Below are 25,071 nucleotides of genomic sequence, written 5' to 3' on the forward strand. Positions count from 1 at the left end.
CGAACGGTAGCCGTCAGCCGGGCGAGGCAGCAGACCCCTCCGGTCGGAGGTCGGGGAGCCGCTCGCGCAACCGCACCAGGGCGGCGTGCGTCTGGGACTTCACGGTGCCTCTCGAGACGCCCAGGGCGTCGGCCGTCTGCTGCTCGCTGAGGTCGTCGAGGTAGCGCAGGACCACGACGGCGCGCTGCTTCGGGGTCAGCGTGGCCAGGGCGTCGCGCAGCAGCCACACGTCCTCGTGGTCGATCCGGCTCGGCCCGGCCGTGGCCTCGGGCAGCACCTCCGCGCTCTGCTCCCGCCACCTGCGGCGCCGCCACCGGCTGATGTTCTCGTGCACCAGCACCCGGCGCACGTACGGCTCCGGGTCACCGTCGATCCTCCCCCAGCGCGGCACCACCTTGGCCAGCGCCAGCTGCACGAGGTCCTCGGCGTCGTGCAGGTCACCCGTCAGCAGGTACGCCGTGCGCAGCAGTGCCGGGCGTCGCGCGACGACGTACGCCGTGAAGGTGTCGGGCGTGCGCTCAGGGCTGGGCACGGCGCCTCCACAGGAGGAGTCCGGCCAGCAGGGCTAGCGGGACGCCGACCAGCAGGGCCCAGCCCAGGCGCGGGTCGCGGGCCGTCGGCGGGGCCGGGGCGTCGAAGAGCTCGCCGGCCCATGCCTCCTGCGCGACCAGCGTGCCGGGCGCCAGGTTCTGGGGCTCGGGGGTCACCAGCGGCGTCGCCTCGCCGGTGGTGACGTCGAGACTCACGTACGCCGACCCCGACGGGCCGTCCCCGCGGACGTCCACGACCACGTGGTCGTCGTCGCGCCACCCGAGGACCTGGTGGGCGTTCGAGTCCCCGACGGGACTCAGCTCGACCGGCCGGCCGGCCTCCACGTCCCCGACCGCCACCGTGCGCGCCGTCGTGTCCGAGCGGCGAGGACCATCGGGGTCCAGCGTCACCGCCAGCCGCGTGCCCGACGGGCTGAGCACACCCGGACCCTCGGTGAGCGTGTCGAGCTCGAGGACCTGCCGGCTGCCGGGGCGCAGCAGCTCCACCGTGCGCCCCGCGACCGACACCAGCAGGTCGCCGGCGCTCGTGGCGTCGTACAGGGTGGGGATCGCCCTGCCCTCCCAGGTGCGGGGCTCCTCGGCCCCGACCTCCCAGGAGGCGGTGAGCCCGTCGGTGCCGCTCGTCTCGCCGGGCCCGGTCCGCTGGAAGTGCGAGAACCACAGCGTGGTCCCGGCCCAGACCAGCTCCTCAGGCACCAGGCCGTGCTCGGTCGGGACCGCGTGGCGCACGACCTCGCCGGTCGTCAGGTCCTGCATGGCCACCCCGACGACCTCGTCGTCGGTCGTCTCGTCCGCGCTGACGATGGGCTCGCCGCCGAGCCAGTAGGCGATCCACCGGCCGTCGGCCGAGAGGGCCACGTCGTTCTCGAAGACGTCCAGTGCCTCGACCCGGCCCGGCAGCGCGAGGTAGCGGTACTCCCCACTGGCCGAGGCGACACCCACGATGCCCATCCCGCCGGAGCCCCACCAGCCCTCGCGGGAGCCGCCGAGCACCGCCGACAGCACGCCGGGCGGGTCGTCCGCAGGGCGCGGGCGCCAGCCGTCGAACTCGTAGAGGCGGTCGGGCAGCCGGGGACCGTCCGAGGACGGGGCTGCGGGGGCCGGGGCCGGCGACGGACCGGGGGCGGTCAACCGCCAACCGCCCGCCCCGACCACCAGCACGACCAGGACGGCCACGCCGACGACGGCCGAGGTGACGTGCCGACGGCGGCGCTGCCAGGCGCGACCGCGGCTCCAGGCGTCGTCGGGGCGCGCCGGCCCGGCCTCGCGCACGGCGCGCTCGGCCAGCGCGTCCAGGCGGCGCTGCAGGTCGGTGCTCTCGCTCATCGGTGCTCCTCCAGGGGGTCTCACCCTCTCCTACGCCGCGAGCGGCCCGCAGGGTTGGCACCGGGCGGGTGGAAATCTGCGGCGGGTCAGCTGATGGGGACGCTGACCTCGTCCGGCAGCAGCACCCGGAGCCGGGCCAGCGCGTCTCGGGAGTGCGACTTCACGGTCCCGACGCCGATGCCCAGTGCCTGCGCGGTCTGGACCTCGGTGAGGTCGTCGAAGTAGCGCAGCACGACCACGGCGCGCTGCCGCGGCGCGAGCCCGAGCAGCGCCTGCCTGACGGCGGTGCGGTCGGTGAGGTCGGCCACCTCCGTCGGGCGCTCGGGCGGGGTGTCGGTGCTCACCTCGCGCCAGCGCCGTCGTCGCCACCGGCTCACGGACTCCCGCGCCAGCACCTTGCGCACGTAGGGCTCCGGGTCGTGGGCGATCTTGGCCCAGTGCGGCATCGCCTTGACCAGGGCGAGCTGCACGAGGTCCTCGGCGTCGGCGTGCTGGCCCGTCAGCAGGTACGCCGTGCGCAGCAGCGCCTGGCGGCGGGCGGCGACGTACTCCTCGAACTGGGCGCGGACCCGGTCGTCACGGTCGGACACGGCGCCTCCAGTCCAGCAGCAGCATCGCGCCGAACAGCAGGACCAGGCCCGCGAAGGTCGCGGGGATGCGGGGGTCCCAGGGGTTCGGTGGGTGCGGGCGCTCCACCGTCGGCGTGGCCAGCAGGTGGGTGGCGAGCTGGTCGGAGTACCCCCAGCCGGGGAAGCGGACCAGCTCCTCCTGCTCCCCGGAGCGGACGTCGACGGCATGCAGCGCGAATCCACTTGTGGCAGCACCCCGGTCCCGACGGACGGCGGCCACGTGGTCGGCGTCGATCCAGGCGACCGCGTCGTAGGTGCGTTCGGTGCCTTCCACCGCCGTGGACTCCACGGTCTCGCCCTCCCGCACCTCGCCCACGTGGAGATCGTTGGGGTTGCGCCTCCCGCGTGGCCAGGCGATCCGGGTGCCTGTGGGGTCGATGGCCGTGTACGACGTGCCCATGGAACCGGGCTGCAGGAAGGACCGCGCTGGCTCGGCGCTGTCGAGGTCCAGCACTGCCCGATCAGAGCTCCGGTCCAGGACCAGCACTCCGGTCCCGGAGGAGGCATCGACGCTGTCGGAGAGCCCGGTCGCTCCCAGGAGCTGGGGCTCCGTCCCGTCCGCCGGCGTCCACAACCACAGACCGGCCATCTTTCCGACGCCCTGGCGTCGCGTGGGCCCGTCGGAACCGGTCCAGTACTGGCCGTAGTCGAAGGCGAGCCGCTCGTCGTCGGCCCACGTCAGCTCGCCGGCCATCAGGCCGTGATCGGTCCCGACCGGCATCCGCTCCACCTCACCGGTCGTGGCGTCGTACACCGCCACGCCGACCACGGGTGAGTCCTCCTGAGGCGTCTGCCTGGTCTCACCGACGTACCAGTAGGCGACACGGCGTCCGTCGGGCGCGAGCTCCACCTCGCCGACGCCGCCGTCGTCGAGATCCGGTAGGTCCAGGAACCGGTACTCCCCCGTCGTGGCCGAGATGCCCGCCACCCCGAGGTCGCTGCCGGTCCAGCCGCGGCGCTCGGCGGTCACCAGCGCGGCCAGCTGTCCCAGGGGGCCCTCGTCGTCGGTGCCGGGCAGCCACGGGCTCGGCTCCCAGATCTGGGTGGGGAGGGCAGGGGCGGTCCCCGGTGCGGCCGGTCGGATGTCGCCGTCCGTCCGGAGCCAGCCGAGGCCGCCGACGAGTCCCAGCACCAGAACCGTCGCGCTGACCGCGACGAGGGTGCCGACCCGACGGCGGCGGTGGTAACCGCGCGCCACGTCCCACAGTGCGGGGTCGGGCAGGGCTGGTGGTGCGTCCTGGGCCAGGTCGACCAACCGGTCGTGCAACGTGCTCATCGGTCCTCCTCAGGGGTCCTCACCCTCACCTACGTCACGAGACGGACGTCTGGAGGGGTCCTGCCCCCGACATCTGCGCCGGGTGGGCGCGATATCTGCGCCGGGTCAGGTGAGGCTGCGGACCAGGAGGACCAGGGCGGAGGACGCGCAGACGAGCAGCACCACGGGCCGGACCCGGGAGGCGGGCAGGCGGGGGCGCAGCACGCGGCCGAGGAGGGCCCCGACGGCGAGCACCGGGGACAGCGCCAGCGCCAGCAGGAACGTGTCGCGCTCGAGGTGGCCGGCCAGGCCCAGTCCCGCGAGGGAGAGCGCGGCGCCGACCATGAAGTAGACCGCGAGCGTCGTGCGGATCGTGCGCGGCGGCCGGTGCTGGTAGAGCAGCGCCAGCGGCGGGCCGCCGATCGAGGTGGCGGTGCCGCTCACCCCCGAGATGGCTCCGGCCACCACGAGCGAGGTGCGGTTGAGCGGCAGCACGACGGTGCGCCAGGTCATGGCCACCGCCAGCAGCACCATCACGCCCACGGCGACACCCAGCAGGCGGGGCTCCAGCGCCGTGACGGCCACGACCCCGACGCCGGTGCCGAGCACCCGCGAGGGCAGCGACCAGCCCAGGCCGTGCCAGTCGATGTCCTCGCGCTCGTGGGCCAGCGTCACGAACGGCAGGGCGAGGGCCAGCCAGAGCATCAGCTCGGGCATCAGCCGTGGCTCGACCAGGGTGATGACCGGGGCGCTGACCAGCCCGAGGCCCAGGCCCACCAACGACTGCACGGTGGCCCCGGCCAGAAGGGCCAGGGCCACCGTGATCAGCGCAGCAGCGCTCAGTCCGAGCAGGGTCAGCCGCGCAGCAGGTTGCGCAGCACGTACTGCATGATGCCGCCGTTGCGGTAGTAGTTCGCCTCGCCCGGGGTGTCGATGCGGACCACGGCGTCGAACTCGACGCCGTCGGCGGTGACCTTGACCGTGCGCGGCGTGGTGCCGTCGTTGAGCTCGGTGACGCCGGAGACCGAGAAGGTCTCCTCGCCGGTCAGGCCCAGCGACTCCGCCGACTCGCCCTCGGGGTACTGCAGGGGCAGGACGCCCATCCCGATGAGGTTGGAGCGGTGGATGCGCTCGTAGGACTCGGCGATGACGGCCTTGACGCCCAGCAGCGCGGTGCCCTTGGCGGCCCAGTCGCGCGACGAGCCGGAGCCGTACTCCTTGCCCGCCAGGACGACGAGCGGGACGCCGGCGGCGATGTACTTCTCCGAGGCCTCGAAGACCGAGGTCACGCTGTCCTCGCCACCGTCGAGGTAGCGGGTGAAGCCACCTTCGGTGCCGGGGGCCATCTGGTTGCGCAGCCGGATGTTGGCGAACGTGCCGCGGATCATCACCTCGTGGTTGCCGCGGCGCGAGCCGTAGGAGTTGAAGTCGCGCTGCTCCACGCCGTGCTCGGCGAGGTAGTGACCCGCCGGGCTGTCCTTCTTGATGGCGCCGGCCGGCGAGATGTGGTCGGTGGTGACCGAGTCGCCGAGCTTGAGCAGCACCCGGGCGCCGTCGATGTCGGTGACCGGCTCCGGCTCCTGGGGCATCCCGTCGAAGTAGGGAGGCTTGCGGACGTAGGTGGACTCCGCGTCCCACTCGAAGGTCTTGCCCTCCGGGGTGGGCAGCGAGCGCCACTGCTCGTCACCGGCGAAGACGTCGGCGTAGCCGTCGTCGAACATGTCGGAGGTGATCGCGCTGGCGACGACCTCCTCGATCTCCGCCGAGGTGGGCCAGATGTCCTTCATGTAGACGTCGTTGCCCTCGGTGTCCTGACCCAGCGGGTCGTTGAACAGGTCGACGTCCATCGAGCCGGCGAGCGCGTAGGCGACCACCAGCGGCGGCGAGGCCAGGTAGTTCATCTTCACGTCCGGGTTGATCCGGCCCTCGAAGTTGCGGTTGCCCGAGAGCACCGAGACGACCGCGAGGTCGTTGTCGTTGACGGCCTGGCTGACCTCGGGGATGAGCGGGCCGGAGTTGCCGATGCAGGTCGTGCAGCCGTAGCCGACGAGGTTGAAGCCGAGCTTGTCGAGGTACGGCGTGAGGCCGGACTTCTCGTAGTAGTCGGAGACGACCTTGGAGCCGGGCGCCAGGGTGGTCTTGACCCAGGGCTTGCGCTCCAGGCCCTTCTCGACCGCCTTCTTGGCCAGCAGCGCCGCGCCGATCATCACCGAGGGGTTGGACGTGTTGGTGCACGAGGTGATCGCGGCGATCGTGACGGCGCCGTGGTCGAGCTCGAAGGACGTGCCATCGGCGAGGGTCACCTGGGCCGGGTTCCGCGGACGGCCGCCGGCACCGCTGCCCGCGGCGACGTGGCCGTTCGGCGGAGCCTCGCCGTGGCCGTTGTGCGGGGTGTCGGAGGCCGGGAAGGACTCCTCGACGTTCTCGTCGTAGCCCTTGGTCTCCTGCGCGTCGGTGTCCTCGGCGTAGTCGGCCAGCGCGCTGCGGAAGGACTCCTTGGCCTCGGACAGCGAGACCCGGTCCTGGGGGCGCTTGGGCCCGGCCAGCGACGGGACGACGGTGGCGAGGTCGAGCTCGAGCTTCTCCGAGAAGCGGGGCTCGGCGTCGGGGTCGTGCCAGAGGCCCTGCTCCTTGGCGTAGGCCTCGACGAGCGCGATCTGCTCGGGCGTGCGGCCGGTGAGCTCGAGGTACTTCGTGGTCTCCTCGTCGATCGGGAAGACCGCGATGGTCGAGCCGAACTCGGGGCTCATGTTGCCGATCGTGGCGCGGTTGGCCAGCGGCAGGACGGAGACACCGGGGCCGTAGAACTCGACGAACTTCCCGACCACGCCGTGCTCGCGCAGCATCTCGGTGATCGTGAGCACCAGGTCGGTGGCGGTCGCGCCCTCGGGCAGGTCGCCATTGAGCTTGAAGCCGACCACGCGTGGGATGAGCATGGAGACCGGCTGACCGAGCATCGCGGCCTCGGCCTCGATCCCCCCGACGCCCCAGCCGACCACGCCGATGCCGTTGACCATCGTGGTGTGGGAGTCGGTGCCGACGCAGGTGTCGGGGTAGGCCTGCAGGACCCCGTCGACCTCGCGGGTGAACACGGTGCGCGCCAGGTGCTCGATGTTGACCTGGTGCACGATGCCGGTGCCCGGGGGGACGACCTTGAAGTCGTCGAAGGCACCCTGGCCCCAGCGCAGGAACTGGTAGCGCTCGCGGTTGCGCTCGTACTCGATCTCGACGTTGCGCCCGAAGGCCTCCGGCGTGCCGAAGACGTCGGCGATCACGGAGTGGTCGATGACCATCTCGGCAGGCGCGAGCGGGTTGATCTTGGTCGGGTCTCCCCCGAGGTCGGCCATCGCCTCACGCATGGTGGCCAGGTCGACCACGCAGGGCACGCCGGTGAAGTCCTGCATGATCACGCGCGCCGGCGTGAACTGGATCTCCTGCGACGGGTCGGCGTCGGCGTCCCAGCCGGCGATCGCCTTGACGTCGTCGGCGGTGATGTCCGAGCCGTCCTCGGTGCGCAGGAGGTTCTCGAGCAGCACCTTGAGGCTGAACGGGAGGCTGGCGACGTCGAGCCCGTCACCGCTGACCGCGTCGAGGCGGAAGATCTCGTAGGACGTGCCGTCCACGTCCAGGGTGCCCTTGGCACCGAAGCTGTCCTTGCTTGCCACTGACCAACATCTCCTCTGTCGCGTCTGCGATGACGGGCGCTGCTTTGCGCCTCATCCTGCCGCCGGTCCGGGGCGTGGGGAAAGGAAGGCTCCCCTTACTCGGCGACCACATCTCTTGACGTCAAGATACATGACGTCGCGGGGTCGTCTCCACCAGCGCCCGTCCACGCGGTGCGCATGGGCGTCGCCACCCCCGAGGACGACGACACGTGCCCTCGTTCAGCGCTCGTCGAGCACCGAGGGAGGGAGCTCGATGTCGGGGACGAGCGCGACGAGCAGGTCCCGCACGCGAGAGTCGAGGTCGGCGATGATCTCGCGGACGGTGTCCGCGTCCTGGCCGCCGGGGTCGGCGACCGGCCAGTCGACGTACGTCACCCCGGGGACGTAGGGGCACTCCTCGCCGCAGCCGAGCGTGATGGCCATGGTGCTCGCGGCGATGGTGTCGCGCGTCAGCAGCGTGGGCTGCTCGTGCGACGTGTGGAGCCCCAGCTGCTCGAGGACGGCGGCGACCTCGGCGTGGATGTGGTCGCCGGGCTGGGTGCCTGCCGACCGGGCGACCACACGACCGCCGGCATAGTGCTCGGCCAGGACCCGGCTGATGACGGAGCGACCGCCGTTGCGGACGCAGGCGAACACGACCTGCGGGGGCGTCTGCGTCTGGTCGGTGCTGGTCATCGGGTCGCTCCTGCGCTGTCGGTGGGGGTGGTGCGTTGGCGGTAGAACTTGCGCGCCCAGAGGCTGACGGAGACCAGCGCGATCAGGGCGGGCACCTCGATGAGCGGGCCGACGACCCCTGCCAGGGCCTGGCCGGAGGTGACGCCGAAGACGCCGATGGCCACGGCGATGGCGAGCTCGAAGTTGTTGCCCGCCGCAGTGAAGGAGACGGCGGTGGCGCGCTGGTAGTCGAAGCCGAGCGCCCGGGTGAGCAGCATGGAGCCGCCCCACATGAGCGCGAAGTAGATGACCAGCGGGACCGCGATCCTGGCCACGTCGAGCGGCTGGGTGGTGATCGTGTCGCCCTGGAGGGCGAAGAGCAGCACGATGGTGAACAGCAGGCCGTACAGGGCGGTCGGCCCGATCTTGGGCAGGAACGTCGACTCGTACCAGTCGCGGCCCTTCGCCCGCTCGCCGAGGGTGCGGGTGAGGAACCCGGCCAGGAGCGGGATGCCGAGGAAGACCAGGACGGACTTGGCGATGCTCCACACCGACACGTCGAGCGCGGACTGGTCGAGGCCGAGCCAGCCGGGCAGGACCTCGAGGTAGAAGTAGCCGAGGAAGGCGAACGCGAAGATCTGGAACACGGCGTTGATGGCGACGAGGATGGCCGCCGCCTCGCGGTCGCCGCAGGCGAGGTCGTTCCAGATCAGCACCATCGCGATGCAGCGGGCCAGTCCGACGATGATGAGCCCGGTGCGGTACTCGGGCAGGTCGGGCAGCAGCAGCCACGCGAGGGCGAACATCAGCGCGGGCCCGAGCACCCAGTTCAGGGCGATGGAGGTGACGAGCATCCGGGTGTCGCTGGTGACGTGGCCGAGCTCGTCGTAGCGGACCTTGGCCAGGACCGGGTACATCATGATGAGCAGCCCGATCGCGATCGGCAGGGACACCGACCCGACCTCGACCCTGGCCAGCGCGTCGTCCAGGCCGTCCACCAGGCGACCCAGGAGCAGCCCGACGGCCATGGCGACGCCGATCCACACCGGCAGGAACCGGTCGAGGGTGGACAGGCGCTGCAGGACCGGGTCGGTGGATGCGCCCGAGGCGGTGTCGTGGACGGTGTCGCTCATGCGGAGGCCCCTTCCAGGGTCTTCGTGGGGGTGGCGGTGAACAGGCTGCCGAGGGCTGCCATCGCCTCGGGGCGGGCGATGTAGTAGACCCACGTGCCGCGCTTCTCGCGGTCCAGCAGCCCGGCCTCGTGCAGCACCTTGAGGTGGTGGCTGACCGTGGGCTGGGAGAGGTCGAAGTGCGGGAGCAGGTCGCACACGCACGCCTCGCTGCCCTCGTGGGAGAGGACCAGCGACAGGAGCCGCAGGCGGGCGGGGTCGGCGATCGCCTTCAACATCGGGACGACGCCGTCGGCCTGGTCGGCGCTGATGGGTTCTCGCGCCAGCGGCACGCAGCAGGCGAGCCCGTCGGTCATGGGCAGCAGGTGAGAGCCTGCGGAGGACTTCGACATGAGTCGATATTGACAGATGTTGATGCGGCGCGCCACATTGACGCTCATCGACATGATCACCCACGCTCGTGACGCGGTCTCCCCCGCGGGTGCGCGTAGACCGATGATGGGCGGAGCAGCCCGACGAAGGAGCCACCGCATCAACGACGAAGTGCTCGCCCACGGCGCCCGCCCAGGCGCGGACGCGGACCCCGCGGCAGCGCGCGAGGTGGACGTCGTCGTGGTCGGCGGTGGGCAGGCGGGCCTGGCGACCGGGTTCTACCTCCGCCGTGCCGGCCTGGTCCCCGGGCACGACTTCGTCATCGTGGATGCCGCCGACCGGCCGGGTGGCGCCTGGCCGCGCACCTGGGACGGTCTGCGGCTGTTCTCACCGGCGACGTTCTCGTCGTTGCCAGGCTGGATGATGCCGTCGTGGGACGACGCCACCCGGGGGTTCCCCCCGCGGGACCACGTCGTCGACTACCTGACGCACTACGAGGAGCGCTACGACCTGCAGGTGCTGCGGCCGCACCGGGTGACCTCGGTACGGCGCGCCGACACCGACCCGCACGGACGACTGGTCGTGGAGGCGGACGACCTCACGCTCGCCGCGCGCAGTGTGGTGTCCGCGACCGGCACGTGGGAACGGCCCTTCTGGCCGAGTCACCCGGGGATGGGCGACTTCACCGGCCGGCAGCTGCACGCCGCCGACTACCGGGTGCCGGAGGAGTTCGCGGGGCAGAGCGTGGTCGTCGTGGGTGGCGGCAACTCCGCGGCGCAGATCCTCGCCGAGGTCTCGAGGGTCGCCACGGCCACGTGGGTCACGACCAGGCAGCCGCGGTTCCTCGCAGATGACGTGGACGGAAGGGTGCTGTTCGCCACCGCCCGAGCACGCATCAAGGCGCTCGAGGAGGGACGTGACCACGCCGGCGTCGCGGGCCTCGGGGACATCGTCATGGTCGCGAGCGTGAAGGACGCCCGTGACCGCGGCGTCCTGCGGGCGGAGCCGATGTTCAGCCGGCTGACAGCAGACGGCGTCACCTGGGCCGACGGGGAGACCCGGAGGTGCGACGCCGTGATCTGGTGCACCGGGTTCCGTCCCGCACTGCGTCACCTGCACCCGCTACGGCTCCGCACCAGCGAGGGTCGCATCCCTGTCGGCGGGGAGTCTGGCACCCAGGCGCTCGAGGAGCCGCGGCTGCACCTGGTCGGCTACGGGGACTGGACGGGCCCGGCGTCCTCGACCCTGGCCGGTGTCGGAGCCTCTGCCAAGAGCACGGCATCCACGGTAGCGGCGCTGGTCGGGTAGCGCGACACCCGAGCGGCACGCGGAGCAGGTACGGCAGCATCGAACCCGGCTCGGTGTTGCGGGCGATCACGAAGTGCTCCGGCACGCCGTCACGGTGGCGAGGGCTCGCCGGCTCGGTACACCGCTGCGCGGCTGCTTCTAGGTTCGTCGGTGGAACCGGACCTCGTTGTCGGAACCGACGGTTGTCTCGTAGTCGGGGTCGTGGATGCGACGGTGGTGGAAGGGGCAGAGCAACCGTCCCCGCTCCACCGCCGTCTCACCGTGGTCCGCCCAGGGGTCGTCGTGATGGGCGTGGCACATCGCCGGTGGTGCCTCACAGCCGACAGCGGTGCAGCCCCGGTCGCGCACGAGCAGCGCGAGGCGTTGGGCGTAGGTGAAGAACCGGCGGCTGCGGCCGACGTCCAGCGGTTGGCTCCTGCCGCCGAGCACGACGGGCACGATCCCCGCCTCGCACGCCAAGCGACGGGCGGTGCCGGCGCTGACGCAGCCGCCGGTGTCGAGCGCCGCCGTAGCGAGCCCACCGGTGAGGCTCTCGAGCGTCATCGTGACCACGACCGTGGCGTTCACTCCGCCCGCCTTCGGCAGCGCCGTCGGGTCGAGGCGCTCGATGAGCTCCACGAACGCCTCCCCCAGCCGCACCGCCGACGGGCGACGACGAGAACCCTCGGGTGTCTCGGCACCAGTGCTTGCGCGGTTGGCGATCTGGTGCCTCGGGGCGGCGTACGCCAGCACCGCCTTCTCCAACATCTGCCCCACCAGCAGCGGCACCGTGAACGTGCCCCGGTACCGGCCGTGGCCGTCCTCGCGGATCCGGAACACCGCAGCCTTCTCCGCCTCCCGCTCCTCGCGCGCCAGCCGCTCGGCCTCCCACACCTCCGCCACCTCGGGCGCGACGACGTCGAGGATGCGCCGCCCCAGGATCTTCAACGCCTTGGCGTCGTGCACCTCGGCGTAGGCCACCAGCGTCTTCTCCGCCTGCGCCAACACACCCGGCCCGAGGTCCTCGGGCAGCACCTCGAGCGCCGCGGTGATCACGACCGCCTGCTCCGCATTGACGTCGCCGCGACCCAGCGCCTCCCGCACCAACTCGTGCCGTGCGAGACCTTCGGCGAGCCGGACCTCACGGAACGACTCCCGCTTGGTCGACCTGGTCGCGTTCGCGTGCCACACCGCCAACGACGGCGACGCATTCCGCTCCTGCACCGCCACCGACTCCGCCTGGGACAGCGCCCGCGAGCGCAGCTCGACCAGCCGCGCCTCAGCCCGCGCGATCTCCACCAGCACCCGCGCGGTCACCTCCTGGCCCATCGACCAGACCGGCGCCTCAGCCACCTCGTCCAGCACCGAGTGCACCCGCGCGACGGCCCCGTCGATGGGGTGCGCGGTGAGGGTGGCCATGGACAAAGTCTCCCAGGCGCCACCGACAAAGAAGCAGGTCAGAAGGGGTTTTCCACAGGCTCCGCGAAACTTTTCTCGATCACTTCTTCAACCAGTCACTCGACCGGTCTTCGGTTTGTCCAGACTCGCAGACGTACAGCTGGAGGGGCGCGTCTGCGGTGAAGGGCGCGCGGGACCAGTCGCCCCAGCATTCAACAACCCGGAGGCCGCCGAGCGAGAGCAGCAGCGGCAGCTCCTGGGGGAAGATGCTTCTGATCTCGAGCGGCGCGACAGCGAAGTCGGCCTCCGATTCGGTGGAGAAGTACCACCTCCCGCGCGTCACCTGCGCGGCCGCGTCGTACGTCTCCGCGACATCGACGTGCACCACGCCACGATCGGGATCCACGAACGACAACGCGTCGCGCCTGCGTCTGACGCCGTCGGCCTGGGCGAGCATGCGCACGCTCGGGTTGAACACGTCGAAGACGAGCCGCGCTCCCGGCGCCAGGTGCCTCCGCACCGCCCGGAAGCAGGACACCAGGTCATCAGCCTCGTGCAGGTGCAGCAGCGAGTTGCCGGCGATGATGACGAGGTCGAACGTCCGGCCCAGGTCGAACTCGCGCATGTCGCCCTGCACCCACGCCAGCTCCACGCCGCGCTCGCCCGCCTTGCGTTCAGCCTCGGCAAGCATGTCCGGCGAGAGCTCCAAGCCCATGCACGGGTGTCCGTCGGACGCGATCGGGATCAGCTTGTGCCCGGTGCCGCACCCGAGCTCCAGGACGTACCCGCCCTGCCGATCCGCCTCGGCCCTGTAGAAGTCGACGGCCTGTGCGCCTCCGGGGAACAGCCGGTCGTACAACCTCGCATCCGAGTAGAACTGCTCGCTCATGCGCGCACCTCTCCACCCCGTTCCGCACCTGTGGCCGGGCGGCCCTCATCCCCATGGCCTCCGAGACACCGCCTGGTGAGGCTATCGGTGCGCCACAGGCGCCACCCAGCGGAATGCGCTGAGAAGGGGGCGGCGACACCAGCACGTGGACGAGCAGTGGCAGCGCTGCAACCCGGCCGCCTCGGCGGCCCGTGTCGCGACTGCTGCGCCGAGGTAGAGCGTGAGAACGACGACTGCACTGCGCCTCATCCCATCGAAGGTACCCCCGCCGCGGCGGGCGCCCCCGCCGCCGTCAGGCCTCCACCGCGATGATGTGGCAGATCTCGGCGTCGGAGCAGTCGGCGGGATCGAGTCGGGCACTGCGGTCGATGAGGCCTTCGAGCTCCACCTCGAGTGCGGCGAGCTCACGTTGTCGGGCCCGGATGTCCTCCAGCTTGGCCAGGAGCAGGGAGTGCACGTGCGCGCACGGCACTGCGCCGTCGCGGCGCAGGTCGAGGATGCTGGCCAGCTCGACGAGGGTGAGCCCGGCTGCCTGTCCGCTGCGGATGAACGCGAGCCGAGTCAGCACCGAGGCGTCGTACTCTCGATATCCATTGGCTCCCCGGCGCGGTTCGGGAAGCAGACCCCGGCGCTCGTAGAAGCGGATGGTCTGCGTCGGGACGCCCGCCACGTCGGCCACCTCTCCGATGCGCATGCCCTCACCCTACGTCTTGACCTTGCACCGCGGATCAAGGTCTAGCGTCGCGGACATGGACATCACGCTGCTCTACTTCGAGGACTGCCCGAACTGGAAGGTCGCGGACGAACGACTCACCGCGCTCGCCGCTGAGCGGCCCGACATCCACGTCACCCGCCACCTCGTCGAGACTCCGGAGGAGGCTGAGCGCACCGGGTTCCACGGCTCACCCAGCATCCAGGTCGACGGCGAGGACGTCTTCGCCGAGCCCGGCTCCGAGGTCGGCCTCTCCTGCCGCAGGTACGACACCCCCGACGGGTACCAGGGCTCACCGAGCCTCGACCAGCTGCGGGCGGTCCTCGCCGATGCGTGACCGGGTCGCGACCATCGGACCGATCGCCGCGATCGCCGGAGCCCTCGGGCTGTGCTGCGGCCTCCCGGTACTGCTCTCCCTGGGGGTCGCGGGCGCGATCGCCGGATGGTCCCTGCAGAGCTGGGTCCTCCTCGGGCTCGGGCTCGTGCTGGCGGCCCTCGGATCGGCTCGGATCCTCCGAGGCCGACGAGACGACCAGGCCCGCCCACAACCAGGCGACTCCGCCATTGAGAAGGAGAACCACCGATGAGCCAACACTTCGACCTGATCGTCGTCGGCGCCGGCATGGCCGGTGTCGCGGCCGCGAACAAGTGCGCAGCCCAGGGGTGGCAGGTCGCCATCGTCGACGCGCTCCCCTACGGCGGCACCTGCGCGTTGCGGGGCTGCGACCCGAAGAAGATCCTGCGCCGAGGGGCGGAGATCATCGACAGCGCCCGGTTGATGCGCGGCAAGGGCATCGACGACGCGGACCTCTCGATCAACTGGGCCGACCTGATGAAGCACAAGCACGGCTTCACCGACCCGGTCCCCCAGAGCATGGAGGACGGTCTGTCCGGCAACGGTGTCACCACCCTCCACGGCCACGCCACGTTCACCGGTCCCCAGCAGCTGGAGATCGACGGGACCTCGTACGACGCGGACCGCTTCCTGGTCGCCGCCGGCGCGCGCCCCCGGCCCCTGGAGTTCCCCGGCCACGAGCACCTGGTCGACAGCACCGACTTCCTGGATCTCACGGAGCTCCCGTCCCGGATCCTGTTCGTCGGAGGCGGGTTCATCTCCTTCGAGTTCGCCCACATCGCCGCCCGCGCCGGCAGCTCACCGGTCATCGTCGACCGGGGCGAGCGTCCGTTGAAGGGCTTCGACCCCGACCTCGTCGAGCTCCTGGTCGACCGTGGCCGGCAGGTGGGCATCGACCTGCGCCGCACCACCACCATCGTCGACGTGGCGCCGTCCGAAGGTGGCTACCTGGTCACGCTCGAGCACGCCGGCTCCCGCGAGACGATCGAGACCGACCTCGTGGTCCACGGCGCGGGCCGGGTCGCGGAGCTCGCCGACCTGGGCCTGGAGGCCGCGGGCGTCGCGTTCGACGAGCACGGCATCCACGTCAGTACGCACCTGCAGAGCACCACCAACCCAGCGATCTGGGCCGCCGGGGACTCCGCCGACACCGACGGCATGCCGTTGACCCCGGTGGCGGTCCTGGAGGCGAAGGTCGCCGCGTCGAACATGATCAAGGGCAGCACCACGAGCCCGGACTACGCCGGCATCCCCACAGCCGTCTTCACCATCCCCGAGCTCGCCCGTGTCGGCATGCTCGAGTCCGAGGCCCGCGCAACCGGGATGGACCTGGCCGTGCGCTACTCCGACACCAGCGGCTGGTACGCCAACTATCGCGTCGGGGAGACCACCGCAGCCGCGAAGGTCCTCATCGACCGGTCCACCGACCAGGTCGTTGGCGCCCACCTCCTCGGACCCGAGTACGGCGAGCTGGTCAACACCCTCGGCCTGGCCATCAAGCTCGGGCTGACCACCCGACAGCTCAAGTCCGCCACCGCGGCCTATCCCACCGTGGGGTCCGACCTGGGCTCGATGCTCTAGACGCCTGACCGCGAGCCACGTCGCCTCAGGGCAGCGACCGGCTCTCCACCAGCGCCACGCACCCGACGTGGTGGGTCATCGGGAAGACGTCGATCATTGAGCGCAGTGGGCTCCGGGGCCTATTCCGCGGGGGGCCTTCAGGCCGCAGTCGGCCCTGGCCGGATACCGCGCAGCAGGAGGTACCCGATCATCCAGAACTCACCGATCGTCGCGGGGAGGGCGAGCCCGTCGACCAGCAGGCTCGGCGGGCTGGCCAGGCCGTAGTCGACGATGCTGCTGAGCAGGTAGCCGACGCCACTGACGACCAGGAGCCACCCCAGTGCTCTGGGAAAGCGGTCCGTGACGATCGCTGCCCATCCCATCGGGATGAGCCACAGGCCGAAGAACAGGGCGCCGACACCCCAGGCGTCGGTGCTGAGCTGATAGAGCACAGCCACCGTCGCGGCTGCGTCGCCGGCTGGCGCAAGGGAGGCGTCCTGGGCGACGGTGACCGCCGTGGCCAGGAAGACGGCACTGGCCATGATGGCCACCGCATTCACGAGCCCGAACGCCGCGATCGAGACCCCGGCGACGTTGCGCACCTCGCGGAACAACTTGTAGAACCAGATCGCGGCCAGTGCCTGGGTGACGACGATGCCCATCTCCAGCATGACGCCCAGATGGGCCAGCGCCTCCTTGTCCTGCAGGTTCGCCAGCGTGGCTGCTGTGTCTCCCTCCACATGGATCGCGGGGCGGACCAGCAAGAACCCGAGCATCCCAGTGACGGCCAGGCCCAGGTACCAGGCGCCGGCAACTCGAGCCGTCCTCACCTGTTCTGTCATGACTCCTCCGCGTCGGTCAGGGACAGCTGCTCGCTGCCGCTGCAGCGGTGTTGGTGGACGGCTCGCATGACGCTCCTTTATGTACGCTGTATGTTATTAAGATCACCGTAAAAGTACGGTGTATGTTTTGTCAACGGCCGGCGTAGGCCGGTCACGGAGGAGACGCGAATGGCAGGCAGACCACGCTCGGGCGCGGAACGGCTCACCCGCTCAGGAATCGTCGCGGCGGCCATCGATCTGGCCGATGCCCATGACCTCGCAGCGCTGTCCATGCGCTCGGTGGCGCGGCAGCTCGGGGTCATGCCGATGTCGCTGTACAACCACGTCGCCAACAAGGAGGAGCTGCTCGACGGCATGGTCGACGCCGTGTTCGCCGAGTTCTACGCTCCCGTTCCCGGAGCCGAGTGGCGCAGCGAGGTGCGGCGACGTGCCGTGACCGCCCGCGACGCGCTCAAGCGGCACCCGTGGGCCGTCGGACTGATGGACTCCCGCCGCAACGCCGGCTACGAGACCCTTCTCCACCACGACGCCGTCATCGGCTGCCTACGCGAAGCAGGCTTCTCACTGACCCTGACCGGTCACGCGTTCGCCGTCCTCGACGCCCACCTGTACGGCTTCCTGATCCAGGAGGTGAGCATGCCGTTCCAGCCCGGCCAGGACCTCGCCGAGCTCGCGAACCAGATCGTGGCTGCACTGCCGGAAGGCCAGCTGCCGTACTTCCGCGAGTTCACCATCGAGCACGCACTCCAACCCGGCTACGACTTCGGCGACGAGTTCGAAGTCGGGCTCGACCTCGTCCTGGACGGCCTCGCCCAGCAACTGGCTGTGGCGGACCGCGGACGCGCGTCCTGATCAGACCGCCGACCACCTCGACGCGAGGACCGACAAGCTCAGGCCGAGCCCAAGGGCCGCGACGGGGGGCTCCGCGGGTCTGCACGAACAGGTGACAGCCTCGACTCTTGAAGAGCGTCACCGCAGGTCAGCGGCCGGTCTTCTCCACCAGCGCCACGCACTCGACGTGGTGCGTCATCGGGAACAGGTCGAAGGCGCGCAGCGCGCTCAGCCGGTAGCCGTGCTCGGCGAGCAGGGAGAGGTCGCGCCCCAGCGCCGCGGGGTCACAGGCCACGTAGGCGATCCGGCGCGGCGCGCGGTCGACGACCGCGTCGATCACCGCCCGCTTGGCACCCTCGCGGGGCGGGTCGAGGACCACCAGGTCGAACGGCTCGTCGTACGCCGAACCCAGCACGGTGGCCACGTCGCCGCAGGCGGTCTCGACGCGGCCGGGGGCGCCGGCGAGGTTGGTGCGCGCGTGCAGGCTGGCGGTGCGGTCGCCCTCGACGGAGACGACCCGGCCCGCGGGGCCGACCTCGTCGGCGAGGAACCGGGCGAAGAGCCCCACCCCGGAGTAGAGGTCGAGCACCGTCTCCCCCGGCTGCACCTCGAGCATCTCCAGGACCGTCGCGACCAGCGTCGCGGGCGCCCCGGGGTGCACCTGCCAGAAGCCGTCGGTCGCGACCGCGAAGCGGTGCTCCGCCCCACCGACAGCGACGGTCTCCTCCACCGAGCCCGGCTCGGGCTCCCGGGCGTCCGGGTGGGCGATGCGGCAGTCGTCGATCTCGACCGCCGCGCGGGAGCGGTGCTTGCGCATCCCCCGCCGCCCGTCCCCCAGGTCGACGTACTGCATCCGGGTGCGCCAGCGCAGGCCGGCGAGCTGCTCGGGCAGGTCGCCGGCCACGGCCTCGACCTCGACGTCGCTCTCGATGCCGGCCAGCCGGGAGAGCTGCTCGCGCACGACCGCGGTCTTCAGCGCCCGCTGGTGGTCCACCGAGACGTGCTGGAAGTCGCAGCCCCCGCACAGCCCGGGGCCGGCGAAGGGGCAGGGCGGCTCGACCCGCTCGGGCGAGGGCTCGAGGACCTCGACCGCGTCGGCGCGCCAGAAGCGGTCCCCGTCGGTGCCCTCGGTGACCTCGAGCACGACCCGCTCACCGGGGACGACGTGGCGCACGAAGACCACCCGCAGCGGGGCGTCGGGAGCGGTGCTGGTCGGGACCCGGGCCACGCAGTGGCCGCCGTGCGCGACGGGGCCGACCTCGACCTCGAAGCGTTCCCCGACGCGGGAGCGGCCGCGCTGCTGGCGGGCCCGTGGGTGTCGGCTCATCGTCGTCTGCCCTTCTTGCTGCGTGGGTCGACCCGGCCGCTGCGCAGGTCGCCGGGACGGACCCGGAACTCGTCGCGGCGCACCCGGTCGCGGGCGATCTGGGAGGACTGCAGCTGGTAGGGCACCGAGGTGACCATCACCCCCGGCGTGAAGAGGAGCCTGCCCTTGAGCCGCAGCGCGGTCTGGTTGTGCAGCAGCTGCTCCCACCACCGGCCCACGACGTACTCGGGGATGTAGACCGCGACCACGCCGCGCGGGTTGGCCCGGCGGATCTCGGTGGCGTACTCGACGATCGGTCGCACCAGCTCGCGGTAGGGCGAGTGCAGGACCTTGAGCGGGACGTCCAGGTGCCGCTCGTCCCACTCCTTCATCAGCAGCGAGGTGGCGCCCGCGTCGGTGGCGACGTAGACGCCCTCGAGGGTGTTGGGCCGGGTGGCCTGGGCGAAGGCCAGCGCCCGCAGCGTCGGCTTGTGCAGCTTGGAGACCAGGACGATGGCGTGCACCCGCGTGGGCATCACGCGGTCCTCCTCGTCGGCGGCCAGCTCGTCGCTCACCATCTCGTAGTGCTTGCGGATCGCGCGCATCAGCACGTAGAAGGTGCCCATCGCCAGGATGGTGATCCACGCGCCGGCGAGGAACTTGGTGATCAGGACGATGACCAGGACGACGGCGGTGAAGAACAGGCCCACGGTGTTGATCACCCGGGAGCGGACCATCCGGCGGCGCTCGCCCGGGTCCTGCTCGGTCAGCAGCCCCCGGGTCCAGTGCCGGATCATCCCGAGCTGGCTGAGGTTGAACGAGACGAAGACCCCGACGATGTAGAGCTGGATCAGGCGGGTGGGCTCGGCGTCGAACGCCAGGATCAGCACGATCGCCATGGCGGCCAGGAACACGATGCCGTTGGAGTAGGCCAGCCGGTCGCCCCGCGAACCGAGCGCCCGAGGGGCGAGGCCGTCCTGGGCGAGGATCGAGCCCAGCACCGGGAAGCCGTTGAAGGCGGTGTTGGCCGCCAGGACCAGGATGATCCCGGTGACGGTGACCGTGAAGTAGAAGCCCGGCGGGAAGCCGTGGAAGACCGACTCGGCGATCTGCGAGATCACCGTGTGCTGGTCGTAGTCGGCCGGCAACGGCTGTCCGCCCCGCGAGAGCCGGTCGAACTCGTCGGGGTCGACCAGGCGCACGCCGACCTCGCGGGCCAGGAGGATGACGGTGATCATCATCGTGATCGCGATCCCGCCCAGCAGCGCCAGCGTGGTGGCCGCGTTGCGGCTCTTGGGCCGGCGGAAGGCCGGCACCCCGTTGGAGATCGCCTCGACGCCGGTGAGCGCGGCCGCGCCGGAGGAGAAGGCACGGGCCAGCAGGAACAGCAGGCCGATGGTGGTCAGCGGCTCCTCGAAGCCGGTCGCGGGCGTGATCGTGATGTCGGCGCTCTCGGCGGCCTGCAGGTCACCGGTCCACCACTGCCACGCCCCCCAGACGACCATCGTCCCGATCGCCACCATGAAGGCGTACGTCGGCACCGCGAAGAAGCCGCCCGACTCGCGGATGCCCCGCAGGTTCATCGCCATCAGCAGCACGACCAGGGCGCACGCGAAGATCGGCTCGTGGCCGCTGAGCGTCGGCAGCGCGGACGCGGCGTACTGGGCGCCGGCGGAGATGGAGACCGCGACGGTCAGGACGTAGTCGACGAGCAGCGCACTGGCCACGGTGGCACCGGCGCGCTCGCCGAGGTTGACCTTGGCGACCTCGTAGTCGCCGCCGCCGGACGGGTAGGCGTGCACGGTCTGGCGGTAGGAGGCGATCACCGCAGCCATCACGACCGCGACGGCCAGCGCGACCTTCCACGACCACACGTAGGCCGACGCGCCGGCCAGCGACAGCATGATGAAGACCTCGTCGGGGGCGTAGGCCACCGAGGAGAGCGCGTCGGAGGCGAAGACCGGCAGCGCGATGCGCTTGGGGAGCAGGGTCTCCCCCAGCTGGGAGCTGCGCAGCTTGCGCCCCAGCAGGATCCTTTTGGAGACATCTCCGACACTCACGAGCGGGAAGGCTACGGCACCGTGACCCGCCCGCCGGACTTACGGCTACCGTGGCCTCGTGCACGTTGTGATCATGGGCTGCGGCCGGGTGGGTTCGACCCTGGCCCGCAGCCTCGAGGACCGGAACCACACGGTGTCGATCATCGACAGCGAGCCCGACGCCTTCCGGCGTCTCGGGCCCGCCTTCAACGGCGACAAGATCGCCGGGATCGGCTTCGACCAGCAGGTGCTCGAGAAAGCGGGCATCCGCCGCGCCGACGCGTTCGCCGCGGTCTCCAGCGGCGACAACTCCAACATCATCGCCGCGCGGGTGGCCCGTGAGCAGTTCGGGATCCAGCAGGTCGTGGCGCGCATCTACGACCCGGGCCGCGCCGAGGTCTACCAGCGCCTGGGCATCACCACGGTCGCCACGGTCAAGTGGACCGCCGACCAGGTGCTGCGACGGATCCTCCCGGCCGGCGCCGAGCCGGACTTCCGCGACCCCAGCGGCACCATCCGGGTCGACCACATCACCGTGCCGGAGATCTGGATCGGACGCCGCACCATCGACCTGCAGGTCCAGTCCCGCAGCCGCATCGCGTGGATCGACCGGCTCGGCGAGGGCATGCTGCCCGTGCGCGAGACCGTGCTCCAGGAGGGCGACATGCTGCACCTGGTGATCCGTGAGGACAACGCCGCGCACACCTATGCGCGGCTCGAGAACGGCCCTGAGGAGGACTGATGCGCGTCGCCATCGCCGGAGCCGGTGCCGTGGGCCGCTCCATCGCCCGTGAGCTGATCACCAACGGCCACGAGGTGCTCCTGATCGACAAGAACGCCTCCGCCATCAAGCCCGAGCGCGTCCCCGACGCCGAGTGGCTGCTCGCGGACTGCTGCGAGATGTCCTCCCTGGAGGAGGCTCGCCTCGACCGCTGCGACGTGCTCATCTCGGCGACCGGCGACGACAAGGCCAACCTCGTCGCCTCGCTGCTGGCCAAGACCGAGTTCGCGGTGCCGCGCACCGTCGGCCGGGTCAACCACCCCAACAACGAGTGGCTCTTCAGCGAGGCCTGGGGCGTGGACGTGAACGTGTCCACGCCGCGGATCATGTCGGCGCTGGTCGAGGAGGCCGTCACCGTCGGCGACCTGGTGCGGCTCTTCACGTTCCGCCAGGGCCAGGCCAACCTCGCGGAGATGACGCTGCCCGCCGACTCGCCGTACGTCGGCAAGCCCAGCGGTCTGATCCCGCTGCCCGACAACTGCGCGCTGGTGACCATCCTGCGCGACGGGCAGGTCTACGTGCCCAGCCCGGAGCAGCCGGTGGAGTCCGGCGACGAGCTGCTGTTCGTGGTGCCCACCGAGCAGGAGGACGAGCTCGAGCGCCTGCTCGCACCCTCGACGCACGGGGGCTAGGAGCGCGGGACGCTCTCGACGGGGGTGTGGTTGCGGCCGAGCACCCACATCATGGCGGCGAGGGCGGCGAGCTGGAGCGGCCAGCCGAGCGCGATCTTGAGCACGGCGAGCACGGCGATGGCGGTGTCCACCGGGATCGTGTCGGTGTAGCCGCCGATCCAGATCGGACCCTGGACGACGACGCGCAGCAGGCACGGCACCACCAGCAGCCAGGTAAGGGTGCCGCTCAGGCGCACGACCTGCTTGTCGGCGTGCCAGGCAGTGGCGTCGCCGGTGACGCTGCCGACCATGAAGCCGACCAGCGGCCAGCCGACCAGGACCGTCAGGCTCAGCACGACGGCGTACCCGCCGTTGTAGAGCAGGCCGGGTAGGAAGTACGCCAGCGCCTGGTCGTCGGCGCTGCCGCCGTTGCGGGCGGACAGGGTGACGAAGAGCCAGCCCATCCCGATGCCGAACAGGGCATTGACGCAGAACTGCACCGTCGAGCGCTGCACGAGCCGGACCGCCAGGAGGAGCACCGCCGCCGCGACGCTGACGACGAGGGCGGTCTGCAGCTGCTTGGTGCTCAGCCACACGATCGTGAAGAGCAGCGTGGGCACGGCCGCCTCGACCATGCCGCGCCGCCCGCCCAGGGCCTTGCCCAGCTGGCTGCGCACGACCGACTCGACGGTCTCGACGCCCGCGACGGGCTGGTGGGTCGCCTCGTTCACGGGATCAGCTCGTAGCGCGGGTTGAAGATGACGCGGACGCCGTCCTGCATGCCGATGCGGCCCTCGACGGCCATCGCCACGCCGGGGTCGATGCCGGTGATGCGACGTCGCCCGAGCCAGACCACCGTGATGGACCCGGAGCCGTCGAAGAGCTCGGCCTCGAGGGCGGGTACGCCGCCGCGGGGCCGCAGCGTGACCGTGCGCAGCGTGCCGCGCAACCGGACCCGGGAACGGTCGACCGCGTCGGCGATGCAGTCGTGGCCGGGCTCGACGTAGGTCTTGCGCAGGTCGCGCGCCTCCTGGTCCGAGCTGTTCGCCCAGCGGCTGATGCTGCGCCGCAGCCGGCTCTTGTCGGGCATCGGGTCCTCAGTCGTGGTCGTGGCCGAAGTGGGGGTGGTCGGTGGCCCGGCCGCGGTCGTCCTTGGTGCCCGGCGGCACGACCGGTCCGACGGGGCGCGCACCCTCCGGCAGGACGAGGTCGAGGGCCTCGCCGACGGGCATCGCGCCCTGACCGCGCTGGACACCGACCTGGGTCAGCGCCCCCAGCCACGGCTCCGGGACCTCGGTGCCGCGGGCGGGCGCGCCGATGAGCGTGGCGCGCAGCATCCAGCGGGGGCCGTTGATGCCGATGATGCGCGAGAGCTGCTTGCCGGTGCGACCGTCGGGCATCGTGCGGGTCAGCTCGCAGACCAGCTCGGGGCCGAAGAGCCCCTCCTGCTCGACCGCGGTGCCGCCGCGCTGGGCCATGTCGTCGGCGATCTGGGGGCGCACGTCGGCCCACAGGTCGCCGTTGCGCGGTGCCGCGAAGGCACGCAGCTCGAGGGCACCGTCGCCACCGGCCAGCATCACGGCCTGGATCTCCTGGGTGGCCTCGTCGACCTGCAGGCGCAGCTCGAGACCCTCGAGGGGCGCGACGAGCAGCGACCCGAGGTCGATGCGCTCGCCGCCGTCGGGCAGCTCGGGCAGGTCCGCGGCGTCGAAGGGTCCCTGCACACCGGTCTGGGCCTCGTCGACCGCGTCGGCCTCGACGGGCGCGGTGGCATCGGACTTGCGGCGGAACTTCACGTGCGGTGCTCCTCGTGGTTCGGACGGCTCTCGGGCGGGCGTGGCCTCAGGTCGAGGCGAACCCACCCGTAGAACCGTAGCCGCCGGAGCCTCGGACCGACGAAGGGAGAGCCTCCACCTCCACGAAGTGTGCGCGCTCCACACGCTGCAGGACCAGCTGGGCGATGCGGTCGCCGCGTCGGAGCTCGACCGGCTTGTGGGTGTCCAGGTTGACCAGCAGCACCTTCACCTCGCCGCGGTAGCCGGCGTCGACGGTGCCGGGCGCATTGACGATGGAGAGGCCGTGGCGGGCCGCGAGACCCGAGCGGGGGTGCACCAGGGCGACGTAGCCCGACGGGAGCGCGATGGAGATCCCGGTCGGGACCAGCGCCCGCTCCCCGGGCGCCAACCGGACGTCGACCGTCGTGAGCAGGTCGGCCCCGGCGTCGCCGGGGTGGGCGTAGCTCGGCAGCGGCAGGTCGGGATCGAGGCGGACCACCTGGACGGCGAGGTCGGCGGGGCCGCCGGGGCGGTCGTCGGGGTCGGTGTGGCTCACCCGCGGGACCCTAGGTCATCGGCGCTCCCGGCGGGGTGGGAGGATCCGTCGCGTGGACGCGACCTCGGACTACCGCGAGCGACTCTCGGTGCCGCTGCGCTGGTGGGTGCAGGGCACGATGCTGGTCGCCAGCCTCTGGCTGGCGGTCGTCGTGGCCGTCCCCGAGCCGCTCGCCTGGAGCGTCACCGCGGTCGCGGTCACGCTGATGACGGTGCTGCTCGTGCGCTTCGGCTCGCCGGTCATCAGCGTCTCCGGCGGCGTCCTGCGCGCCGGCCGGGCCCGCATCGACGTGGCGCACCTCGGCGCGGTCGAGGCGCTCGACGCCGACGCCGCCCGTCGGGCCGCGGGGGTCGACGCCGACGCCCGCGCCTACCTGCTGCTGCGGCCCTACCGCAAGCAGGCCGTGCGGGTGCAGATCGAGGACCCCGCCGACCCGACGCCGTACTGGCTGCTCAGCACCCGGCGCCCCACGGAGCTCGCGGCCGCGCTGAGCGCCGCCTCCCCACGGGTGTCTCCCCCGCGCCCGAGCAATGGGTAAGGTCGCGCC

At 71.5% G+C, this 25,071-nt stretch carries 26 protein-coding genes; 7 read left to right on the forward strand and 19 right to left on the reverse strand.

Translation table 11 applies throughout. The features are described 5' to 3' along the window. Positions 1 to 13: 13 nt before the first annotated feature. From I601_RS17645 to I601_RS17685, 9 genes are all read right to left on the reverse strand, one after another. Positions 14 to 532 carry a SigE family RNA polymerase sigma factor gene (locus I601_RS17645; protein WP_068112635.1) on the reverse strand — a complete coding sequence of 173 codons (519 nt, stop codon included), beginning with the start codon at positions 530 to 532 and terminating at the stop codon, positions 14 to 16. Further along, the gene (locus tag I601_RS17650) at positions 519 to 1,877 is read right to left on the reverse strand and encodes a hypothetical protein (protein WP_068112638.1); all 1,359 of its coding nucleotides are present in this window, start codon (positions 1,875 to 1,877) and stop codon (positions 519 to 521) included. The genes I601_RS17645 and I601_RS17650 overlap by 14 nt, the downstream gene beginning before the upstream one ends. A gap of 86 nt (positions 1,878 to 1,963) precedes the next feature. Continuing rightward, positions 1,964 to 2,467 carry a SigE family RNA polymerase sigma factor gene (locus I601_RS17655; RefSeq protein WP_068112641.1) on the reverse strand — a complete coding sequence of 168 codons (504 nt, stop codon included), beginning with the start codon at positions 2,465 to 2,467 and terminating at the stop codon, positions 1,964 to 1,966. Then, on the reverse strand, positions 2,454 to 3,782 hold the full coding sequence (locus tag I601_RS21765) for a hypothetical protein (protein WP_068112644.1): 1,329 nt from the start codon (positions 3,780 to 3,782) through the stop codon (positions 2,454 to 2,456). Before I601_RS21765 ends, I601_RS17655 begins: the two co-directional genes overlap by 14 nt. A 105-nt stretch (positions 3,783 to 3,887) precedes the next feature. Then, a complete protein-coding gene (locus tag I601_RS17665; protein WP_237089455.1) occupies positions 3,888 to 4,580 on the reverse strand; it encodes a sulfite exporter TauE/SafE family protein in 693 nt (230 codons plus the stop codon). Positions 4,581 to 4,615: 35 nt separating this feature from the next. After that, on the reverse strand, positions 4,616 to 7,426 hold the full coding sequence (locus tag I601_RS17670) for an aconitate hydratase (protein WP_068112647.1): 2,811 nt from the start codon (positions 7,424 to 7,426) through the stop codon (positions 4,616 to 4,618). Between the two features lie 219 nt (positions 7,427 to 7,645). Beyond that, entirely contained in the window at positions 7,646 to 8,101 is a 456-nt protein-coding gene (locus I601_RS17675) for an arsenate-mycothiol transferase ArsC (protein ID WP_068112650.1), read from the reverse strand. Then, the gene (gene arsB, locus I601_RS17680; protein WP_068112652.1) at positions 8,098 to 9,213 is read right to left on the reverse strand and encodes an ACR3 family arsenite efflux transporter; all 1,116 of its coding nucleotides are present in this window, start codon (positions 9,211 to 9,213) and stop codon (positions 8,098 to 8,100) included. Before arsB ends, I601_RS17675 begins: the two co-directional genes overlap by 4 nt. After that, entirely contained in the window at positions 9,210 to 9,650 is a 441-nt protein-coding gene (locus I601_RS17685; RefSeq protein WP_335582173.1) for a metalloregulator ArsR/SmtB family transcription factor, read from the reverse strand. The genes arsB and I601_RS17685 overlap by 4 nt, the downstream gene beginning before the upstream one ends. A gap of 4 nt (positions 9,651 to 9,654) precedes the next feature. Between I601_RS17685 and I601_RS17690 the strand changes: the two genes are divergently transcribed. Then, a complete protein-coding gene (locus I601_RS17690; RefSeq protein ID WP_237089456.1) occupies positions 9,655 to 10,890 on the forward strand; it encodes an ArsO family NAD(P)H-dependent flavin-containing monooxygenase in 1,236 nt (411 codons plus the stop codon). A 138-nt stretch (positions 10,891 to 11,028) separates the two neighbouring features. Here I601_RS17690 and I601_RS17695 read toward each other — a convergent pair whose 3' ends face one another. The 3 genes from I601_RS17695 to I601_RS17705 all read right to left on the reverse strand — a co-directional run bounded on the left by I601_RS17695 (position 11,029) and on the right by I601_RS17705 (position 13,850). Continuing rightward, positions 11,029 to 12,288, reverse strand: a complete 1,260-nt coding sequence (locus I601_RS17695) for an HNH endonuclease signature motif containing protein (RefSeq protein ID WP_068112662.1) — start codon at positions 12,286 to 12,288, stop codon at positions 11,029 to 11,031. 79 nt (positions 12,289 to 12,367) lie between these two features. Then, on the reverse strand, positions 12,368 to 13,156 hold the full coding sequence (locus I601_RS17700; RefSeq protein WP_068112665.1) for a class I SAM-dependent DNA methyltransferase: 789 nt from the start codon (positions 13,154 to 13,156) through the stop codon (positions 12,368 to 12,370). Positions 13,157 to 13,448: 292 nt separating this feature from the next. After that, positions 13,449 to 13,850, reverse strand: a complete 402-nt coding sequence (locus I601_RS17705) for a heavy metal-responsive transcriptional regulator (protein ID WP_068112667.1) — start codon at positions 13,848 to 13,850, stop codon at positions 13,449 to 13,451. A gap of 55 nt (positions 13,851 to 13,905) precedes the next feature. On the opposite strand from I601_RS17705, the gene I601_RS17710 reads away from it, so the two are divergent. Together I601_RS17710 and I601_RS17720 are read left to right on the forward strand one after the other, a co-directional pair. Further along, the gene (locus tag I601_RS17710) at positions 13,906 to 14,205 is read left to right on the forward strand and encodes a DF family (seleno)protein (protein WP_068112670.1); all 300 of its coding nucleotides are present in this window, start codon (positions 13,906 to 13,908) and stop codon (positions 14,203 to 14,205) included. A 246-nt stretch (positions 14,206 to 14,451) separates the two neighbouring features. Next, positions 14,452 to 15,804, forward strand: coding sequence for a dihydrolipoyl dehydrogenase family protein (locus I601_RS17720; protein WP_068112677.1), 1,353 nt, complete (start codon positions 14,452 to 14,454; stop codon positions 15,802 to 15,804). 137 nt (positions 15,805 to 15,941) lie between these two features. Here I601_RS17720 and I601_RS17725 read toward each other — a convergent pair whose 3' ends face one another. Further along, entirely contained in the window at positions 15,942 to 16,625 is a 684-nt protein-coding gene (locus I601_RS17725; protein WP_068112680.1) for a DUF4386 domain-containing protein, read from the reverse strand. Between the two features lie 168 nt (positions 16,626 to 16,793). Between I601_RS17725 and I601_RS17730 the strand changes: the two genes are divergently transcribed. Then, positions 16,794 to 17,477 (forward strand): TetR/AcrR family transcriptional regulator, encoded by a 684-nt coding sequence (locus tag I601_RS17730; protein WP_068112684.1) that lies wholly within the window; start codon positions 16,794 to 16,796, stop codon positions 17,475 to 17,477. A 127-nt stretch (positions 17,478 to 17,604) separates the two neighbouring features. On the opposite strand, the gene I601_RS17735 is transcribed toward I601_RS17730, so the two are convergent. Both I601_RS17735 and I601_RS17740 read right to left on the reverse strand, forming a co-directional pair. Continuing rightward, complete coding sequence (locus I601_RS17735) at positions 17,605 to 18,783, reverse strand: class I SAM-dependent RNA methyltransferase (protein WP_068112687.1); 1,179 nt, start codon at positions 18,781 to 18,783, stop codon at positions 17,605 to 17,607. Beyond that, positions 18,780 to 20,822 carry an APC family permease gene (locus I601_RS17740; RefSeq protein WP_068112691.1) on the reverse strand — a complete coding sequence of 681 codons (2,043 nt, stop codon included), beginning with the start codon at positions 20,820 to 20,822 and terminating at the stop codon, positions 18,780 to 18,782. The genes I601_RS17735 and I601_RS17740 overlap by 4 nt, the downstream gene beginning before the upstream one ends. Before the next feature lie 73 nt (positions 20,823 to 20,895). Here I601_RS17740 and I601_RS17745 point away from each other — a divergent pair, with 73 nt between their 5' ends. Beyond that, the gene (locus tag I601_RS17745) at positions 20,896 to 21,543 is read left to right on the forward strand and encodes a potassium channel family protein (RefSeq protein ID WP_418303099.1); all 648 of its coding nucleotides are present in this window, start codon (positions 20,896 to 20,898) and stop codon (positions 21,541 to 21,543) included. Continuing rightward, positions 21,543 to 22,214 carry a potassium channel family protein gene (locus I601_RS17750; protein ID WP_068112696.1) on the forward strand — a complete coding sequence of 224 codons (672 nt, stop codon included), beginning with the start codon at positions 21,543 to 21,545 and terminating at the stop codon, positions 22,212 to 22,214. Before I601_RS17745 ends, I601_RS17750 begins: the two co-directional genes overlap by 1 nt. Here I601_RS17750 and I601_RS17755 read toward each other — a convergent pair. Genes I601_RS17755 through dut form a run of 4 tightly spaced genes read right to left on the reverse strand, consistent with a single transcriptional unit; the run spans position 22,211 to position 24,524 of the window. Next, positions 22,211 to 22,924: a DUF3159 domain-containing protein gene (locus I601_RS17755; protein ID WP_084527783.1), complete on the reverse strand. Its 714-nt coding sequence runs from the start codon at positions 22,922 to 22,924 to the stop codon at positions 22,211 to 22,213. The genes I601_RS17750 and I601_RS17755 overlap by 4 nt on opposite strands. Further along, complete coding sequence (locus I601_RS17760; protein WP_068112699.1) at positions 22,921 to 23,283, reverse strand: OB-fold nucleic acid binding domain-containing protein; 363 nt, start codon at positions 23,281 to 23,283, stop codon at positions 22,921 to 22,923. The genes I601_RS17755 and I601_RS17760 overlap by 4 nt, the downstream gene beginning before the upstream one ends. A 7-nt stretch (positions 23,284 to 23,290) precedes the next feature. Further along, positions 23,291 to 23,989, reverse strand: coding sequence for a DUF3710 domain-containing protein (locus I601_RS17765; RefSeq protein WP_068112703.1), 699 nt, complete (start codon positions 23,987 to 23,989; stop codon positions 23,291 to 23,293). Between the two features lie 46 nt (positions 23,990 to 24,035). Continuing rightward, entirely contained in the window at positions 24,036 to 24,524 is a 489-nt protein-coding gene (gene dut, locus I601_RS17770; RefSeq protein WP_068112706.1) for a dUTP diphosphatase, read from the reverse strand. A gap of 52 nt (positions 24,525 to 24,576) precedes the next feature. Here dut and I601_RS17775 point away from each other — a divergent pair, with 52 nt between their 5' ends. After that, positions 24,577 to 25,062 carry a DUF3093 domain-containing protein gene (locus I601_RS17775; RefSeq protein ID WP_068112709.1) on the forward strand — a complete coding sequence of 162 codons (486 nt, stop codon included), beginning with the start codon at positions 24,577 to 24,579 and terminating at the stop codon, positions 25,060 to 25,062. Positions 25,063 to 25,071 lie beyond the last annotated feature (9 nt).

Source organism: Nocardioides dokdonensis FR1436 (genome assembly GCF_001653335.1).
Lineage (GTDB): Bacteria > Actinomycetota > Actinomycetes > Propionibacteriales > Nocardioidaceae > Nocardioides > Nocardioides dokdonensis.

Excerpts from the sequence above, each read along its gene's own strand:
- I601_RS17650 (WP_068112638.1), bottom strand. The coding sequence starts at position 1,877 with ATGAGCGAGAGCACCGACCTGCAGCGCCGCCTGGACGCGCTGGCCGAG.
- I601_RS21765 (WP_068112644.1), bottom strand. The coding sequence starts at position 3,782 with ATGAGCACGTTGCACGACCGGTTGGTCGACCTGGCCCAGGACGCACCA.
- I601_RS17675 (WP_068112650.1), bottom strand. The coding sequence starts at position 8,101 with ATGACCAGCACCGACCAGACGCAGACGCCCCCGCAGGTCGTGTTCGCC.
- arsB (WP_068112652.1), bottom strand. The coding sequence starts at position 9,213 with ATGAGCGACACCGTCCACGACACCGCCTCGGGCGCATCCACCGACCCG.
- I601_RS17685 (WP_335582173.1), bottom strand. The coding sequence starts at position 9,650 with ATGAGCGTCAATGTGGCGCGCCGCATCAACATCTGTCAATATCGACTC.
- I601_RS17690 (WP_237089456.1), top strand. The coding sequence starts at position 9,655 with ATGATCACCCACGCTCGTGACGCGGTCTCCCCCGCGGGTGCGCGTAGA.
- I601_RS17695 (WP_068112662.1), bottom strand. The coding sequence starts at position 12,288 with ATGGCCACCCTCACCGCGCACCCCATCGACGGGGCCGTCGCGCGGGTG.
- I601_RS17700 (WP_068112665.1), bottom strand. The coding sequence starts at position 13,156 with ATGAGCGAGCAGTTCTACTCGGATGCGAGGTTGTACGACCGGCTGTTC.
- I601_RS17705 (WP_068112667.1), bottom strand. The coding sequence starts at position 13,850 with ATGCGCATCGGAGAGGTGGCCGACGTGGCGGGCGTCCCGACGCAGACC.
- I601_RS17710 (WP_068112670.1), top strand. The coding sequence starts at position 13,906 with ATGGACATCACGCTGCTCTACTTCGAGGACTGCCCGAACTGGAAGGTC.
- I601_RS17720 (WP_068112677.1), top strand. The coding sequence starts at position 14,452 with ATGAGCCAACACTTCGACCTGATCGTCGTCGGCGCCGGCATGGCCGGT.
- I601_RS17725 (WP_068112680.1), bottom strand. The coding sequence starts at position 16,625 with ATGACAGAACAGGTGAGGACGGCTCGAGTTGCCGGCGCCTGGTACCTG.
- I601_RS17730 (WP_068112684.1), top strand. The coding sequence starts at position 16,794 with ATGGCAGGCAGACCACGCTCGGGCGCGGAACGGCTCACCCGCTCAGGA.
- I601_RS17735 (WP_068112687.1), bottom strand. The coding sequence starts at position 18,783 with ATGAGCCGACACCCACGGGCCCGCCAGCAGCGCGGCCGCTCCCGCGTC.
- I601_RS17745 (WP_418303099.1), top strand. The coding sequence starts at position 20,896 with ATGGGCTGCGGCCGGGTGGGTTCGACCCTGGCCCGCAGCCTCGAGGAC.
- I601_RS17750 (WP_068112696.1), top strand. The coding sequence starts at position 21,543 with ATGCGCGTCGCCATCGCCGGAGCCGGTGCCGTGGGCCGCTCCATCGCC.
- I601_RS17760 (WP_068112699.1), bottom strand. The coding sequence starts at position 23,283 with ATGCCCGACAAGAGCCGGCTGCGGCGCAGCATCAGCCGCTGGGCGAAC.